The 16,978-nt window shown below is 70.0% G+C and carries 11 protein-coding genes and 1 tRNA gene; 6 read left to right on the top strand and 6 right to left on the bottom strand.

Features of this window, described 5'->3' with window-relative positions:
• Positions 1-11 precede the first annotated feature (11 nt).
• On the bottom strand, positions 12-3,803 hold the full coding sequence (locus CR470_RS03555; RefSeq protein WP_257138395.1) for an ALF repeat-containing protein: 3,792 nt from the start codon (positions 3,801-3,803) through the stop codon (positions 12-14).
• Between the two features lie 210 nt (positions 3,804-4,013).
• Between CR470_RS03555 and CR470_RS03550 the strand changes: the two genes are divergently transcribed.
• Both CR470_RS03550 and CR470_RS03545 read left to right on the top strand, forming a co-directional pair.
• Positions 4,014-4,523 carry a hypothetical protein gene (locus CR470_RS03550; protein ID WP_257138394.1) on the top strand — a complete coding sequence of 170 codons (510 nt, stop codon included), beginning with the start codon at positions 4,014-4,016 and terminating at the stop codon, positions 4,521-4,523.
• A 135-nt stretch (positions 4,524-4,658) separates the two neighbouring features.
• Positions 4,659-6,866 carry a trypsin-like serine protease gene (locus CR470_RS03545; RefSeq protein ID WP_097866154.1) on the top strand — a complete coding sequence of 736 codons (2,208 nt, stop codon included), beginning with the start codon at positions 4,659-4,661 and terminating at the stop codon, positions 6,864-6,866.
• 269 nt (positions 6,867-7,135) lie between these two features.
• Here CR470_RS03545 and CR470_RS03540 read toward each other — a convergent pair whose 3' ends face one another.
• The gene (locus tag CR470_RS03540) at positions 7,136-7,780 is read right to left on the bottom strand and encodes a response regulator (RefSeq protein WP_097866112.1); all 645 of its coding nucleotides are present in this window, start codon (positions 7,778-7,780) and stop codon (positions 7,136-7,138) included.
• 287 nt (positions 7,781-8,067) lie between these two features.
• Between CR470_RS03540 and CR470_RS03535 the strand changes: the two genes are divergently transcribed.
• From CR470_RS03535 to CR470_RS41245, 4 genes are all read left to right on the top strand, one after another.
• A complete protein-coding gene (locus CR470_RS03535; RefSeq protein ID WP_097866111.1) occupies positions 8,068-9,033 on the top strand; it encodes an ATP-binding cassette domain-containing protein in 966 nt (321 codons plus the stop codon).
• A complete protein-coding gene (locus CR470_RS03530) occupies positions 9,030-9,836 on the top strand; it encodes an ABC transporter permease (protein ID WP_097866110.1) in 807 nt (268 codons plus the stop codon). Before CR470_RS03535 ends, CR470_RS03530 begins: the two co-directional genes overlap by 4 nt.
• A 120-nt stretch (positions 9,837-9,956) precedes the next feature.
• Positions 9,957-11,639: a sensor histidine kinase gene (locus CR470_RS03525; RefSeq protein ID WP_097866109.1), complete on the top strand. Its 1,683-nt coding sequence runs from the start codon at positions 9,957-9,959 to the stop codon at positions 11,637-11,639.
• Positions 11,566-11,952 (top strand): GNAT family N-acetyltransferase, encoded by a 387-nt coding sequence (locus tag CR470_RS41245; RefSeq protein ID WP_097866108.1) that lies wholly within the window; start codon positions 11,566-11,568, stop codon positions 11,950-11,952. Before CR470_RS03525 ends, CR470_RS41245 begins: the two co-directional genes overlap by 74 nt.
• Positions 11,953-11,993: 41 nt before the next feature.
• On the opposite strand, the gene CR470_RS03515 is transcribed toward CR470_RS41245, so the two are convergent.
• The 4 genes from CR470_RS03515 to tmk all read right to left on the bottom strand — a co-directional run.
• Positions 11,994-12,070, bottom strand: a tRNA-Thr gene (locus tag CR470_RS03515).
• 124 nt (positions 12,071-12,194) lie between these two features.
• A complete protein-coding gene (locus CR470_RS03510; protein WP_097866107.1) occupies positions 12,195-13,724 on the bottom strand; it encodes an alpha/beta hydrolase in 1,530 nt (509 codons plus the stop codon).
• A 79-nt stretch (positions 13,725-13,803) separates the two neighbouring features.
• A complete protein-coding gene (locus CR470_RS03505) occupies positions 13,804-15,009 on the bottom strand; it encodes a DNA polymerase III subunit delta' (protein ID WP_097866106.1) in 1,206 nt (401 codons plus the stop codon).
• Between the two features lie 152 nt (positions 15,010-15,161).
• Positions 15,162-16,978: dTMP kinase (tmk, locus tag CR470_RS03500; protein ID WP_107489440.1), on the bottom strand; the 1,817-nt coding region annotated here is incomplete at its 5' end.

Below are 16,978 nucleotides of genomic sequence, written 5' to 3'. Positions count from 1 at the left end.
TCCTTGGCCGGTCAGCGGGTGAAGCGGAGGACCACATTGGTGTAGTTACCAGGCGTGCCCTCCAGCGTGACCGGTACCATCTTGCCAAAGCCGTACCTGGCGGAATTCTTACCGGTGAAGGTGGCCGCAGCGGCCTCTTCCAGGCTCTTGCCCGCCCTCAGCATCTCGTTGAACTTGTTCAGGTTCGTCGGCATGCCGCGGTTCCACTTCGACTCGATCACATCGATGGAATCGGCACCGTAGTGCGCCATCATGTCGTCGAACATCTGGTAGCCCTTCGTGGTGCTCTTGTTGCGCTCCACCGCGATGTTGAGGACTCCGTCCCTGGCATCGGCAATGATCATTCCGTCGCCGTCATAACGCCCGATGAACTCACCGCACGCCAGCTTCCTCGACGATGCCGCTGCCGCTGTCGTCGCACGACTGGTGGAGAACCCGACCACCTGCGCCGCTCTACAGATCCGGTCGACCTTGAACAGCTTCCGCAGGGCGCCGTAGGACTTCTCCACCCACCGCCATTTCGACTTGACGGTGACGTCTCCCAGGAACTGCCAGCAGTTACCGATGCCCGGATCGTCCGCGCACCGCTCCATCGCATCGAGGTCGACGAAGATCGATGCGACGTCGTGCGCCTCCTGCATGGCCGAGCCGAACTGGAGCATCATGGCCTGGATTTCGCACTTCACCCAGTTGTGCTGGCACCAGCGCGGGTGATTCGTACTGCTCAAGTCGCAGCCGACGTAGCCGCAGCGATACATCTCGCGCGCCTGCGCCCCCGCTTCGTTCTTCTCCTTCTCCGCGACGGCAGCCTTGCGACGCTCCTCCTCCTCGGCCTTGATCTTCTTGATCGCCACCGAGAAAGCGTCCTTGGCCGCCGCGAGTGCGGCATCGGCATCCTTACCGGCAGCAATGGCTGACGCACGAGCCTCATTCGCCGCGGACCAGGCAAGCGACGCGGAGGCCTGTGCCGACTCCGCGGAAACAGTCGCGGTGGCGGCGGACGCCGCAGCGGCCTTCGCGTCCTGGTTGGCGCTGTTCGCCGCGGAGCGCGCGGTGCGTGCCGACTCGGCGGCCCGGGCCGCCGACGCCTCCGCGTCCTTGGCGTGCTGCGCGGCCTCATCGGCGTATCCCTTGGCCTTGGCCGCGGACTCCTGAGCCGCCTGCGCGTAGCCCGCTGCGTCTTCCGCCGCGTCACGGGCAAGGGCTGCGGCCTTCTGGGCCTCGTTCGCATCCTCGTGAGCCTTGGCGGCGATCCCGGATGCCTCCGCGATCAACTGCTGGACCTGAGCGAGGTGGGTGGCTTGGAGCATGTCCTTGCGCTGCGCCATGAACTGTCCGCGGGCAACGAAGGCGTGCAGCGCCGTGGGTGAACCCTCCAGCGCGATCCGCGCGGCCGACTTCAGTTCGGGACCGCTGGTTGCGGCGTCCGCCAACTGAGCGGCGGTGACGCGTTCATCCTCGGTGCGCGCCGCATGCTGGCCGGTGAGCAGGAACTCCCGGTACGCGGCCGGAGTGCCCGCCGCCAAGGCCTGCTGTGCCTTTTCCTTGAGGACAGGGCCCGCCTGGGACGCCACCCGGGCAATCTCCACCCGGAAATCCTGTGCGCCGGCCCCGTACTGACCTGTCGTCAGGAAGGCGCCGACGTCGGCGGCGTCACCCGTCAGCGCGGTCTCGGCGGCGTCCCGCACCGACTTGCTGATGCTGTCCTCGGCGAGTCGCTCCACCTGCGCTCGCTCGTCCTGCTCACGCGCCGCCTTCCACCCCGTTTTGAGGTAGTCGATGACGAATTCGTTATTGCTGGCCAGTGCCACCTCCGCAGCGGCACGGCTCCAGGACTGACCGTCCTTGGCGGCGAGCATGGCCAGATTGCGGCCGTCCTTGACGAGTTGCGCCTCGTCCGCGCCCGGCTGGGACGCTGCGGCTGCCAGTCGGGCGGCCTCTGTGTCCCGGTCCTTGGCAGCCTGTACATGCCGGGCAAGCTCGTCCTTGCGAAGGTCTTCGTCCTGCTTGGTGTCCCGGGCCTGCTCGATGCCCGCGTTGGTACGGCCGCGCAGTTCCTCTGCCTCGACCTCACGGGCCAGCGTGTAGATCTCCTTCGCCTTGGCAACCGCCTTGCTGGCGTTGTTGGCGGCTTCGGTGGCGGCGTTGGCGTGCTTGGTCGCCCGATCGGCCGCTTCCGCGGCCTCGCCTGCATGGTCGGCCGCCGCATCAGCTGCTGTTGCGGACGCCTTCGCATGCGCTGCGGCGGAGCGTGCCTCGTCGCGAGCCTGAGCCGCTGCGGCCGCTGCCTTTCGAGCGAGCTGCGCCGCCGCGTTCGCGGCCCGGTTGGCCTCACGCGCGTGGCGCTTAGCGGTAGCAGCGGCACGGCGCGCTTCGGCGGCCTGCGCGCTCGACTGGTCCGCGTAGTTGCTGGCCGTGACAGCCGCATCCGCCGCGAGATTGGCGTTGGCACCTGCGCTCAGGGCAGCGACTGCGGCATTTCCTGCCGCATCGGCGGCCTTGAAGGCCTCGTCCGCGGCGTCGGCCGCGACCTCGGCGCCGTCGGCAGCCTTGCGCGCGTCGTCTGCGGCCACGCGCGCGGCGGACGCCTGGTTCCGGTCGGTGGCCGCGGCAGCTGCGGCGTTGCGGGCGTTGGCAGAGGCTCGCGCCGCGCCGGCGGCGGCGGCCGCCGCCTGAGATGCGGCGCTCGCCGCGATCTTGGCAGCCTTGTTCGCCGCGTTTGCCGACGAAATGGCCCGCTGGGCTGCGGCCGCCGCCTGCTTGGCCGCCTTGGCGGCACGGCCTGCGGCGGCAGCGGCATCCGCCGAGTCCTGCTGCGCGAGCGCGGCCTCCCGCGCCGCCTTCTCCGACGCCTCCTTGGCCAGTTCGGCGGCCTTCACTGCCTTGGCCGACTGTTCCTTGGCGACGGACGTCTCCTTGGCCGCCAACCTTCCGGCCTCTTTGGCCTGGGCCGCCAACTGCTCAATGGTGGAACGCTCCTGGTCCCGCGAGCGAGCCACATACTGGCCTACGTCAAGAAACTCCTGAATATCCTCCGCAGTGCCGTCGAGCGCGAGCCGCCCGGCGGCCCTCACGTTGGTACCGCCGGCACCGATGATCTGCACCGTCCGGACGCGGTTGTCCTCCTGGCGCCAGGTGTACTGATCCTTTGCCAGGAAAGCCTGCACATCCTCGGGAGTACCGTCCAGCGCCTTGCGCCCGGCCTCCTGGACATTGGGGCCGCCCACCGACATCACCTGTGCGACCAGGACCCGTTGGTCCTGCTCAAGCGGAGTTTCCCAGCCGGCCGCCAGGAAATGCTCAAGCTCTTCGGGAGTACCGGCGAGAGCCGCGCGTGCCGCGTCCAGGACCTCGCTGCCACCGATGGTGGCTATCTGGGCCGCGGTGACGCGGTTGTCCTGGATCCCGATCTCGCGGGCTGTGGCCAAAAGTTTCTGGACATCCGCGTCAGTACCGGTCAGGGCCGCCTCGGCCGCGGCCTTCATGCCGGCACCGCCGGTCTTCCACAGGTCCACGACCAGGGCTCGCTCGGTCAACGGCGTGGGGCTGCCGGCCTGGCCGCTCAGCAGCTGGTCGTCCAGCGAGGGATCATCCACCGCGACTGCGGTACCCCCGAGGAGACTTACAAGAAGGGCAATCAGCACGGAAAGGCATATAGCGCGCGCCGCCACGAGTGACCGTTTCACCCGGTATGCGGATCCGCTTTGTTGGAGTACTCCAAAAAGCGGGTTGACTTTATGTCTCAAGTGACACACAACCATTTCTTCCATCAGCAACTTGCTTTGCCGGTAGTTGATTTCCAACCTCGCGAGCATACGAAGAGCGCGCTTCGTTGAGTAGTTGGTTCCTCGATGGGAGCTTGCTATCGTACGGCTGCCGCCGACGAGGGGGAATCCGGCACTCAAGCCGGAGTACGGAGATAAACCTCTGCGCACCGCCACAGGTTCGGTGGCACTCGGCATCCGACCCTCACATCCACATGGATTACTCCATGAATCCCTGGAGGATTTTCGATGATATCCCGCACGCGCGTTCTTTTTGTTACAGGAATCGTTTCCGCTGCGGTCGCAGCGGCATCGACGTTCGCATTCGCAAGCACCACGGCTGACCCACGAGCCGCGGCAGACGAGATGCCAGTTGCCGTCGAGGACTTCAACTATCCGGGCGCCGACAGAGTCCTCGCGGAAAAGGGCATCACATTGAAGCGTGGTGACGGGCACATCATCCTCGTCGACTGCGGCCAGACAGCCGAGCAGATCAAGGTGATGACCGTGAAGGATGACTCCGTCGGCAGGGACGGCCAATACTGTTTCCAGGCCACCGCCAAAACCGGATTCCTCACCCTTGAACTCCCTCGCGTCTTCGCCCTGGAGACCGGTGAACACCCCATCAGCGCCGACCTCACCGCCAATGGGGAAACTCTGACGGTCGACGTACCCAAGGACGGATTCGAAAGCGTCGGCGAAGGTGACCTGAACAACGGGCAGCGCTCGGTTCTCGTCGAGATCCGCGTCACTGGCTGACGAGCGGACCACGCTCACGCATATGTGGTTCTCAGAGCCCTTGATTCTCGGTGGAATCCGCTTCTTTCAAGGGCTCACAGAATTTCTTGTCGACATCCGCTTCACGGGCTGACGCCTGCAAAGGAAATGCACTTCATGTCATCCATCAGAGGCCCCCGCCTCGCCGCGCTCGGTGCCGTCCTGGCCGCCGGCTCGCTCGCGCTGTCCGCGGCGCCCGCATCCGCCGTCGCGGGCGGGACCCCGGTCGCCGACACGGACACCACCTACGCGGCCACCGCGCAGATCATCATCGGCGCGTACGACCGCGGCTGCTCCGCGGCCCTCGTGGACACCGAATGGCTGCTCACGGCGGCCAGTTGCTTCGCCGACGACCCGGCCACCTCGTTCGCGGTCCCCGCCGGCGTCCCGGCGAAGAAGACCACCGCCGTCATCGGCCGGTCGGATCTGACCGGCACGAGGGGCGCTGCCCGCACCGTCGTCGAGCTGGTGCCGGGCGCCGACCGCGAGGTGGTGCTCGCACGCCTGAACCGGCCGGTCACCAACGTAACGCCGGTCGCGATCGGCACCACGGCCCCGGCCGCGGGCCAGACGCTGTCCTTCGCCGGATACGGCCGTACGAGCACCGAATGGTCGCCGCTGAAGCTGCACACCGGCAGCTACACCGTCGACTCTGCCGCGGCCACCTCCGCGAACGTGACCGGCAAGGACGGCACGGCCGCCTGCGCCGGCGACACCGGCGGACCGGTCCTCAACTCCGGCAAGCTCGTCGGCCTGAGCAGCAGGTCCATGCAGGGCGGTTGCTTCGGCACCGTCGAGACGCAAACCTCCACGGCCGGTGTGATCACCCGCGTGGACGACCTGGGCTCCTGGGTGAACTCGACGGTGGGCGCTCCCCGTATCACCGACTTCAACGGTGACGGCGTCGAGGACACAGCCATCGGCGACCCGCAGGCCACCGTGGACACCCACACCAGCGCCGGCGACGTCACCGTCGTCTACGGCGACGGCAAGGGCATCGCCAAGATCGACCAGGACCTCTCCTGGGTGCCCGGCGCCGCCGAGGGCGGGGACCACTTCGGTGCGACGCTGGCCACCATCGACTACGACGAGGACGGCTACACCGACCTCGTCGTCGGATCGCCCGAGGAGAACACCGGCGACACGGTCGACGCGGGCTTCGTCGACATCCTGTTCGGTAGCAGGAACGGACTGGGCAGCGGACCGGCCGCCCGACACCTGGAGCAGAACATGGGCACCGGCGCCATCGCCGGATCGGGTTCCGAGGCGGGCGACCGTATGGGCGCATCGCTGGCCGCGGGCACCACCGCCGCGGGCAAGCCGTGGATCCTGATCGGCGTGCCCGGCGAGGCCATCGGCTCGCTCTCCAGGGCCGGTGCGGCGTTCTACGTGCACGGTGACACCAGCGCCGCGCTCCACCAGGACAAGTCGAACGTGCCGGGCGAGGCCGAGGCCGGTGACGCCTTCGGCACCGCCGTCACGGGTGACGCCAACTACATCGCCGTCGGCGCCCCGGGCGAGGCCATCGGCACCGACGCCGACGCCGGCAACCTGGCCGTCTTCAGCCACAAGCTGGACGCCGACGGCATCCCCACCGTGGTGACCGGTATCGACCAGGACAACGAGAAGATCGGCGGCGGCGCCGAAGCCGGTGACGAGGTCGGCGCGTCCCTCGCGCTCGTCGCCTACCGCCCGTCCGGCGCGGCCACCGCCACCGACTCGATCCTCGCGATCGGCGCCCCCGGTGAGGCCCTGGCCGTCGACGGCAGCGTGACGCAGAAGGCCGGCGCGGGCAACGTCATGCTCGTGCACTTCAACGCCAACGGCACCTGGGACTACCTGCGGAGCCTCAACCAGGGCACCGGCGACGACGACCGCGCCGGCACGATCGAGACCGGCGACGCGATGGGCACGTCCCTGAGCGCGGTCAACACCGCTCCCCGGGCGGTCGGCTCCGCCGACACGCTGAAGATCGCGGTCGGCGCCCCCGGCGAGGACCTTGCCGGCGTCGCGGACGCCGGTGCCATCCACACCTTCTCCCTGATGGGTGCGGCCGGCGCCAACGACCTGTGGATCGAGGCCGGCGACGGCGACGGCATCCCCGGCCCCCCGAGCGCGGGCGCCGAACTGGGCAGGAGCATCCACCTCACCGAGCGGCACCTGTACGCCGGTCTGCCCTACGGCCCCGTCTCCACCGGCTCGCTGTACGCCCTGCCCCTGGGCCACATCATCCCGGGCGGCACGCACGGCACCGTGACCACGTACCAGCCGGGCCAGGACGGAATTCCCTCCGGCGGCGAGGAGTTCGGCCACTCGGCGCGCTAGTCACACATCGCAGCAAGGGGTGAGCCCCCGAAGGCACTCCCGGCCTTCGGGGGCTCACCCCTTGTGGTGCTGGACTGGTAGTACGCGGCCAACGATCCCGGCGCCGACCGAGGCGGGCGGGGGCACTCGGGATCCACCGGCTGTCCCCCGGAGCGCGACTTAATGCAACTGAAAGTGACAGTCCGCTGACGTAGATGGTGCTCGCAAGTAGCCGCGGTAGTCGCGGTAGCCGCCAGGAAGGGTGACTGTGCAGGGGACGCTGAGCCTGGTCAGTGACGCCTGGGTGGGACCAGGCCGGCCTCGTACGCGGCGATGGCCGCCTCCACCCGGTTGCGGACGCCCAGTTTCGCGAGTACCGCGCTGACGTGGGCCTTCACCGTGCCCTCGACGAGATGCAGTCGGCTCGCGATCTCCGCGTTCGACAGGCCCGTCCCGAGTCCGGCCAGAACCTCGCGCTCACGTTCGGTGAGCCGAGCCAGTGAGCGGTGGGGGTGTGCCGCTCGGTGCGCGCGCATCCCTGCGATGATCCGGCCGGCGACCCGCGGAGACAGGTAGGCCCCGCCGGCTCCCACCGCCCGTACCCCGTTGAGTAGTTCCCTCGGATCGTCCGCCTTCAGCAGGAAGCCATCGGCACCCTCCTCCAAGGCGCGCGTGACGTACTCGTCCTGACCGAAGGTGGTCAGCATGATCACTCCCACCGTCGCTGCTTCCCGGTGGAGCCTCGCCGCTGCTGTCAGCCCGTCCAGGCCAGGCATCTGGATGTCCATCAGCACCACGTCCGGCCGGTGCCCGCGGGTGAGCGCGATGGCCTCGTGCCCGTCGCTCGCCTCGGCGACCACCTCGACGTGCGGATCCCTGACGAGGATGGCCCGCACTCCCGCCCGGACCATCGCTTCGTCGTCGGCTATCAGCACCCGGACCGGGCGACAGTCCGGTGTCGTCTCTTCCACCCGGCGAGCCTAAGGCCGAGCCGCCACCGTACCAACGGTTGGTTTCGCCGATCAGCCCGTGAGAGGAGTGCACCCCTGACGAACGGCAGGACGCCGCTGCCGTTCGGCCGATGGGCGGCGGGTCCACGGACTTCTAGCGTCGCTCTCGTACAGGAATCGAGGCAGTTCCCGCTTCGCAACCGAGCACCACGTGCCGGTCGTGGGGCGGCGCCGCCGACTTCCGTGTTCCGCGACCGGCACCGAGGAGCTCTGTGATCACCCTTCGAGAACTGACCAAGCGTTACGGCGAGACCGTCGCCGTGGACGGTCTGACACTGGACGTCAAGGGTGGTGTGGTGACCGGCTTCCTCGGCCCCAACGGCGCCGGGAAGTCAACCACGATGCGCATGATCCTCGGCTTGGACCACCCCTCCGAGGGCGAAGCGCTCATCGGTGGAAGGCCGTACTCCTCCATGCGCCACCCGATCCGCGAGGTCGGGGCGCTCCTGGACGCCAAGGCGCTGCACCCGGCTCGCTCCGCACGCAACCACCTGGTGGCGCAGGCGCGCAGCAACGGCATTCCAGTGAGCCGGGTGGACGAGGTGCTGGAGATGGTCGGCCTGGCAAAGGTGGCGAGGCGCTCCGCCGGGGCGTTCTCCCTCGGCATGTACCAGCGGCTGGGCGTGGCGGGCGCGCTGCTCGGTGACCCGCAGGTACTCATCTTCGACGAGCCCGTCAACGGCCTCGACCCCGACGGTGTCCGCTGGGTGCGCGAGCTCGTGCGCTCCCTGGCAGCCGAGGGCCGGACGGTCTTCCTCTCCAGTCATCTGATGAGCGAAATGCAGTTGACCGCCGACCAACTGGTCATCATCGGACGGGGCAAGCTCTTGGCCGACACGCCGATGGCCGAGTTGCTGGCCAGCAGCTCGCTGTCGTCAGTACGGGTGCGCACCCCCGACGTGGCAGACCTGCCCACACTGATCAGCCATCTTCTGAAGGACGGCGACGTGAGTGTGGAGTCGCCCGCCGCCGACGAGCTCGTCGTGAAGGGCCGCAGTGCCGAGAAGGTGGGCGACCTGGCCCACGGGCTGGGGCTGCGGCTGCACGAACTGCGGACCGTCGCCGCCTCGCTGGAACAGGTCTACATGGAACTCACCGCGCAGAGCGTGGAGTACGAAACGGGCGCGTCGACGCTCAACGGTTCTCCCACCGGGCAGACGCAGGGAGCGGGAGCATGAGCGCAGTATCGACCGGCGTGAGCGACGACCGCGGTGGCCGGGTGGCCTCCGGCCCCACCGGCGGTGGCTTCGTCGGTGCCTTCACCTCGGAGTGGACGAAACTGTGGACCCTTCGCACGCCGTACGTCTGCCTGCTGGCCGGCCTCGTCGTGACCTCGGTCTTCACGTTCTACTACGGGTCGATCGCCCGGATCAACGACAAGCCGGTCCAGCCGGTGGGCAACGCCTCAGTGTCCTCGGTCATCCTTACCCAGTTCGCCCTGGTAATTCTGGCCATGACGATGGTGACGAGCGAGTACTCCACAAGCAGCGTGCGCACCTCGCTGCTGTGGGTGCCGGTCAGGGCCCGGGTGCAGCTGGCCAAGTCGCTGCTGAGCGCCCTGGTGGGCCTCGTCGCCGCGACGGTGTGGGCTGTGCTGGGCATCGCCCTGGCCTGGGGCCCCTTTCAGGGACACGCCGAATTCGAGCTGCCGAAGGTGGCGTACCAAGCCGTAGCCATGGGCGTGTACTCCGCCCTGATCTGCGTACTGACGGTGGGAGTGTCGTTCGCTCTGCGGACGGCAGCCGGCGCCGTGGCCGTGATCTTCTTCGTGCTTTCCGCGCTGCCCAGCATGCTGGTCGGACTGGGGGGTCCGGTGCTGCTGGCCATCAACGAGTACATGCCGCAGACCGTGGGTGGATATTTCATGCTGGGCGACGGGAAGGCTCCGTTCCCGGACGCCGTGAGTCTGCTGATCCTGCTGGTGTGGGCCGGCGCCGCTCAGGTGGCCGGTCTCCTCGTGCTGCGACGGCGGGACGCCTGAACTACGGCGGAACCTCCCTGCGATGTACCGAGCACATCCCCCTGGCCGGGTGTACGGGCGCGTCCCACAGAATCGACCCCGACGGGTGGGGGAAATCAGCGGAAGGGCGGCCAACACACCATGCTGCACGCTCGTACAGCCTCAGCCAGGTCCGCGCGCGCTGCCGACGCGGCTCTGTGGGCCGCGCTCGCGGCCACCACCGGATACGGGTTCCATGACGCGACCACAGCTTCCTGGGCTATGGACCTGTTCCTCCCTCTGGCCGTCCTGGCCGTGGCCGTACCCTGGTCCCGCCACCGCCCGGCAGCCGCCGTCGTGCTCGTCAACGGACTGTGTGTAGTGGGCCTGGCCGACCCCGCGACACCAGGCAACGCCCATGTCCTGTCGCTGGCCGCGCTGAGCTGTCTGCTCGGCTCCCGGGTAGCCGCGGCACGGCGCCCGCTCCTTGTGCTCGCCGGGTGCGCTGCCGTCAATCTCGCGACCTGCGCCGTGCTGCGTGCGCAACCTGTGTGGTGGTTCTACGCGATGTCCGTCCTGCCCGCAGCTCTGCTGTTTCCCTGGCTAACGGGACGGCACTGGCGAGGCCGGCGTCAACTCGTGCGAGGGGGCTGGCAGCTGGCCCACAGCCTGGAAGAGCGGCAGCACCTGGTCGCAGAACGGGCGCGCCTGACCGAACGCGCCGAGATCGCGGCCGACATGCACGACTCCCTCGGCCACGCCCTGAGCCTGGTCGCCCTACGCGCCGGGGCACTGGAACTCTCGCCCGACCTCACCGACCGCGACCGCGCCGACCTCGTCGACCTCCGCGGGACGATCGCGGACGCGGTGGAACAGATGAGGGACACCGTCGCAGTCCTGCAAGACCCGCCTGGCAGGAACACAGGTGCTGGCCTGCCGGTCAACGACACCGTCGAGAACCTCCTCTCGCGGGCGGTCGCCTCTGGAGTACCGGTGCGCTGGGAGCGGCGCGGGGCGTCGCCTCCCCTGCCGCCCCTGATCAAGCGTGGGATGTACCGGGTTGTTCAGGAGGCCCTCACCAACGCGATGAAACACGCGCCGGACTGTCCCATCAGCGTGCGGATCACCCACGAGTCCGACCGTACCCGCGTGAGCGTCATGAACGCAGTCCCGTCGGCCGGCGGCTCGGCGCACGCGAGCGTCGGCCCAGCAAGTGGCGTCGGCCGGGGGCTCATAGGACTTCACGAGCGTGTGGCCGTCCTCGGCGGCTCCTTGCGGACCGAGCCCGACGAAGGCAGGTTTCATGTCTCCGCCGTTCTCCCGCACCAGGCAACCGCCCGCACCGGGATGCCGGGACCGATGACGGTGCCCGGAAGGCCGGACCGGACCCAAGAACCCGCGTCGCCGTCCGATGCCGCCCTCAACCCGGGCCCGAACACAGCCCCGGGTCCGGTTCCACCGGAGTCCGCCAAACGGCTCGCCTCCGTACGAGGCGAGGCTTGTCGCCGCTCCGCCGTCGCCGTCGTCGCACCCGTTGTCGCAGCCCTCTTCTTCGTGCCATCCGCCGTCTACCTGGCCTGGCAACTCACGACGAGCGTGCTCCCGCCCTCCCACTTCGACGAGCTGTCCGTGGGCCGGCCGCGCGCCGAGCTCGCGCCTCTGCTGCCGGCCCGCGCCTACCCCTATCCACCCGACCACGCACGTTCCACATCCCGGCCGCCCGGCGCCCGTTGCGAGTACTACCGTTCCGGCCGCGACCTGTTGGGCGACGTTGACCTCTACCGGCTCTGCTGGTCCGGCAACACACTGTCAGCGAAGGACACCGTGCCCGCAAGACGCCCTTGACGCCGCCGGGGCCGCGCCCCCTGAGCATGTTCCCGACACCGCACACCTTCATCCGGTCTACGTCACTCCGGCTCACCGCGGGCAGGACGGCCCGGCACGGGCACTGGTGGAGGCAGCAACCGACTTCGCACGACGGCACACCGAATGCGGCCGGCTCACCCTCGGAGTACACGAGGACAATCACCCGCGCCATGACCTTCTACCGACGCATCGGATTCCACGATCTTGGAGTGACGGTCCCTTATCCGCTGGACCCTACATGCGATGCACAGACCGCGAGTGCCGATCCGGCGGAATTCCAAGGGCAGCCTAAAGAGGAAACCCCAGGTCAAAGTCCTGACCTGGGGTTCACCATGGAGCCGCCTTCGGGATTCGAACCCGAGACCTACGCATTACGAGTGCGTTGCTCTGGCCAACTGAGCTAAGGCGGCGCGCCCTGTCACACCATGGTGCGATCAGCAGCGGGGCCAAGTCTACACAGTTTCCGGGGGTGCTCCGTACACGGCGCCCCCGGAGGCGTTTGCGCTGGTCAGGGCAGGTCAGAGGGGCAGGGGGTCAGGTGCACTTCTTGCCGTCGGTGGGCGGGGTGCCCTCCAGGAGGTACGTGTTGATCGCCGTGTCGACGCAGTCGCTGCCCCGGCCGTACGCGGTGTGGCCGTCGCCCTCGTAGGTGAGCAGGGTGCCGGAGGAGAGCTGCTCGGCGAGGGACCGGGACCACTGGTACGGGGTGGCCGGGTCGCGGGTGGTGCCGACGACCACGATCGGGTCGGCGCCCTTCGCCTCGGTGCGGTGCGGGGTGCCCGTGGCCTCGGTCGGCCAGTGGGCGCAGTTCAGGGAGGCCCAGGCGAAGCCTCGACCGAAGACCGGGGAGGCCTTCTCGAAGTCCGGGACCGCCTTCTCGACCGCGTCGGGGCCGTCGAAGGCGGGCGGCAGGTCGAGGCAGTTCACGGCGGCGTTGGCGAACATCAGGTTCGCGTACTTCCCGTTCGGCTCGCGCTCGTAGTAGCTGTCGGCCAGGGACAGGAGGCCGGAGCCGTCGCTCCGCTGCGCGCCCGTCAGCGCCTCGCGGAGCTGCGGCCAGGCAGCCTCGTCGTACATGGCGGCGATCACCCCGGTGGTGGCCAGGGACTCGCCCAGCTCACGGTCGTCGCCGGTCGGGACCGGCTTCGCGTCCAGGTCCTTGAAGAGCTGCTTCAGCGCGGTCGCCGCGTCGGCGGTGGACGTGGTGCCGAGCGGGCAGTCCGGCTGCTCGACGCAGTCGGCGGCGAAGGACTGGAAGGCCCCCTCGAAGCCCGCCGTCTGGTCGCGGTTCATGTCGATGGCCTTCAAGGAGGGGTCCATCGCACCGTCCAGGACGAGGCGGCCGGCCCGCTCCGGGAAGAGGTCCGCGTAGGTGGCGCCCAGGAAGGTCCCGTACGACGCACCGACGTAACTCAGCTTCTCGTCGCCGAGCAGGGCCCGCAGGACGTCCATGTCGCGGGCCGTGTCGACGGTGGAGACGTACGGGAGGATCTCGCCGGACCGCTTCTCGCAGCCCGCCGCGAACTTTTCGAAGGACGCGCTCAGTTTCCGGACCTCCGCCTGGTCGTCGGGCGTCTGGTCGACCTGGGTGTAGGCGTCCATCTCCGGTCCCGTGAGGCACTCGACGGGTTCGCTGCGGGCCACGCCGCGCGGGTCGATCGCCACCATGTCGTAGCGGGCCCTCACCTGGGCCGGATAGCCGAGTGCCGCGTACCCCTGGAGATAGCCGATCGCGGAGCCGCCGGGGCCGCCCGGATTCACCAGGAGGGAACCGATCCGCTTGCCCGGCCCGGTGGCCTTCTTGCGGGAGACCGCGAGTTCGATGTCGCCGTCATCCGGCTGGTCGTAGTCCTTCGGCGCCTTCATCGTCGTGCACTCGAACCCCTCCACCCCGCAGTCGCGCCAGCTCAGCTTCTGCGCGTAGTACGACGACAGCCCCTCGCGAGCCGCCGTGCCGGTGGCCGAGGCGCTCGGCGAGGAGCCGCTGCCACTGCAGCCGGAGATGAGGAGGCCGGCAGTGCCGATCCCGATGGCGAAGGTGCGGAGCAGCCGCCTGGTATCCATTCAGGGAGCGTATCCGCCGGGTGACGAGTCGTCCGATTCCCTGCTCATTCGGGTGAACAGGGACCCGCGTCGGGACCCCTCAGCCCGCCCGCAGCGCCATCGTCATCGCCTCCACCGCGAGCAGCGGCGCCACATTGCGGTCCATCGCCTCCCTGCAGGCAATCACCGACTCGATCCTGCGCAGGGTCTGCGCGGGCGTCGAGGACTCCGCGATCCGGTCGAGGGAGTCCTGCACGTCGACGTTGGCGATGGCGATCCGGGAGCCGAGCTGGAGCGCCAGCACATCGCGGTAGAACCCGGTGAGCTCGGTCAGCGCCAGATCGAGGCTGTCGCGCTGCGTACGCGTCTTGCGGCGCTTCTGCTTGTCCTCCAGCTCCTTCATCGCGCCCGCCGTCCCGCGTGGCATCCGGCCCCCGGCCACTCCGCCGAGCGCCGCCTTGAGGTCCTCGGTCTCCTTGACGTCGACCTCCTCCGCCATCTGCTTGGCGTCGTCGGTGGCCGTGTCGATCAGCTCCTGGGCCGCCTTCAGGCAGCCGCCGACGTCGGCGACCCGCAGCGGGACCTTCAGCACCGCCGCCCGCCGAGCCCGCGCCCGCTCGTCCGTCGCGAGGCGGCGCGCCCGGCCGATGTGCCCCTGGGTGGCGCGGGCCGCGGAGTGCGCCCGCTCGGGGTCGACGCCGTCACGGCGGATCAGGACGTCGGCCACCGCCTCCACCGGGGGGGTGCTCAGGGTGAGGTGCCGGCAGCGGGAGCGGATCGTGGGCAGGACGTCTTCGAGCGAGGGGGCGCACAGCATCCAGACCGTGCGCGGCGCGGGCTCCTCGACGGCCTTCAGCAGGACGTTGCCCGCGCCCTCGGTGAGGCGGTCGGCGTCCTCCATCACGATGACCTGCCACCGGCCGACCGCCGGGGAGAGCTGGGCGCGCCGGACCAGGTCGCGGGTCTCCTTCACGCCGATGGAAAGCAGGTCCGTGCGGATGACCTGGACGTCGGCGTGTGTGCCGATCAGGCTGGTGTGGCAGCCGTCGCAGAACCCGCAGCCGGGTACGCCGCCGAGCGCCCGGTCCGGGCTCGTGCACTGGAGCGCCGCGGCGAAGGCCCGTGCCGCCGTGGACCGGCCGGAGCCGGGCGGTCCGGTGAACAGCCAGGCGTGCGTCATCTTCGAGCCCTGGTCCAGCGGCTTTCCGTCGGACACCGCGGTGACCAGCGCATCGGCGTCCTTGGCGGCGGCGGCGAGCTGTTCCTGCACGCGGATCTGTCCGACCAGGTCGTCCCATACGGTCATGGGTCACCGCCCTTCCGGTGGTGTCGTGCGGTGTCGCGGAACCGCGGTGCGTCGTCGCTCTCCATTGTGGGGGACGCCACTGACAGTCCGGCCCGCCCGCCCCCGGAGGGACGGACGGGCCGGGACTTCACCATCGGCGGTGGGGCGGGGCGTCAGCCGCGCGGGCGACGTCCCCGGCCCGCGGGGCCGTCGTCCTCGTGGCCCCCGAGCAGCTCGTCCGCCAGGGTCGGCAGATCGTCCAGCGGGGTCTCCTCCGCCCAGTCGGGGCGGGGGCGCGTGCGGCGGCCCTGCTGCCGGTCGGGCGTCTCTCCGGCGTTCGGGTCCTCGACCTGCGGCAGTTCCCGGGTGCGCTCGTTCTCGCTCTCCGCGGGCGAGGACGCCGGGCTCTCGTCCCGGAAGAAGCCCTGGGGCACCCGGTCGGAGGGCTGATCGGCGGAGACCGGCGGCAGCACGGCCGTCTCGTCCGCGTCCCGGGCCTGCCGCCGGTCCGCCGGCCGCTGGTCCGCCGGCCGCTGGTCCGAGAAGCGCGGCAGCATCGCCGTCTCGTCGTCCCCGAGAGCGGATCCTGAACGTGCACCCGTGCCCGTACCCGTACCGGATCCGGAAGGACGGTCGTCCCCCGGCCGGACCGCCGGGACCGGCTGCGTGATCTCGTTCGGGTTCACGATCGGCGTGGGCACCGTGAGCTCGTTCTCCGGAACGGTCGGGCCCTCCGACCGCGAGGACGACGGCGAGGAGGTCTCCGGACGCGAGGCACGGGACGCCCGCGCCTCCTCCGCACGCCGGGCCTCCGCCCGATCGGCCTCGGCCCGCGCCGCCTCCGTACGGGCGGCAGCCTCGGCCTCGGCCCGACGGCGGGCCTCCTCGGCGCGCATCAGGGCCTCTTCGGCCTTGCGCTGCTTCTCCAGGCGCTGCGCCTCGGCCTCCTTGCGGAGCCGGGCCTCCTCCTCGGCCTGCTTGCGCAGACGTTCCTGCTCGGCCTCGCGGACCCGCTCCTCGGCCTCCAGCCGGAGCCGGTCCTCCTCGGCGCGGCGGCGGGCCTCCTCGGCTCGCTGCCGGGCCTCCTCCGCCTGGCGCTCGGCCTCGCGGCGGCGGGCCTCCTCCAGCTCGCGCTGCTTGCGCTCCTCCTCCTCGGCGCGCAGCCGGGCGAGCTGCTCCTGGCGCTCCTTCTCCAGGCGCTCCTCCTCGGCCTTGCGCGCGGCCTCTTCCTCCGCCTTGCGCCGGGCCTCCTCGATGGCCCGGCGGCGGGCCTCCTCGATGGCCTCGATCTCGGCCTCGGAGAGCGGCAGGAGCTGGTCGAGCCGGTGGCGTACGACCGTGGTGATCGACTCCGGCTCCTGGCCGGCGTCCACCACCAGATAACGCGTCGGGTCGGCGGCGGCCAGGGTCAGGAACCCGGACCGCACCCGCTCGTGGAACTCGACCGGTTCCGACTCCAGCCGGTCCGGTGCCTCGGTGAACCGCTCCCGGGCTGTCGCCGGGTCGACGTCCAGCAGCACCGTCAGATGCGGTACGAGGCCGCTCGTCGCCCACCGCGAGATCCGGGCGATCTCGGTCGGGGCCAGATCCCGGCCCGCGCCCTGGTAGGCCACGGACGAGTCGATGTAGCGGTCGGAGATGACGATCGCGCCCCGCTCCAGCGCCGGGCGGACGACGGAGTCGACGTGCTCGGCGCGGTCGGCGGCGTACAGCAGGGCCTCGGCCCGGTTGGACAGACCGGCGGAGGACACGTCGAGCAGGATCGACCGCAGCCGCTTGCCGACGGGGGTGGCCCCGGGCTCGCGGGTCACGACGACCTCGTGGCCCTTGGACCGGATCCAGTCGGCGAGCGCCTCGACCTGAGTGGACTTGCCCGCTCCGTCGCCGCCCTCCAGGACGAGGAAGAAGCCGGTGGCGGCGGGCGCGACGGCCGGGTCGCCGCCGCGCAGCGCCTCGCGCAGGTCCCGGCGCAGCGGCTGTCTCTTATACA

Origin of the sequence: Streptomyces sp. rh34, assembly GCF_002551245.1 — a bacterium.
GTDB lineage: Bacteria > Actinomycetota > Actinomycetes > Streptomycetales > Streptomycetaceae > Streptomyces.
This window is presented reverse-complemented; position numbering and strand designations above follow the sequence as displayed.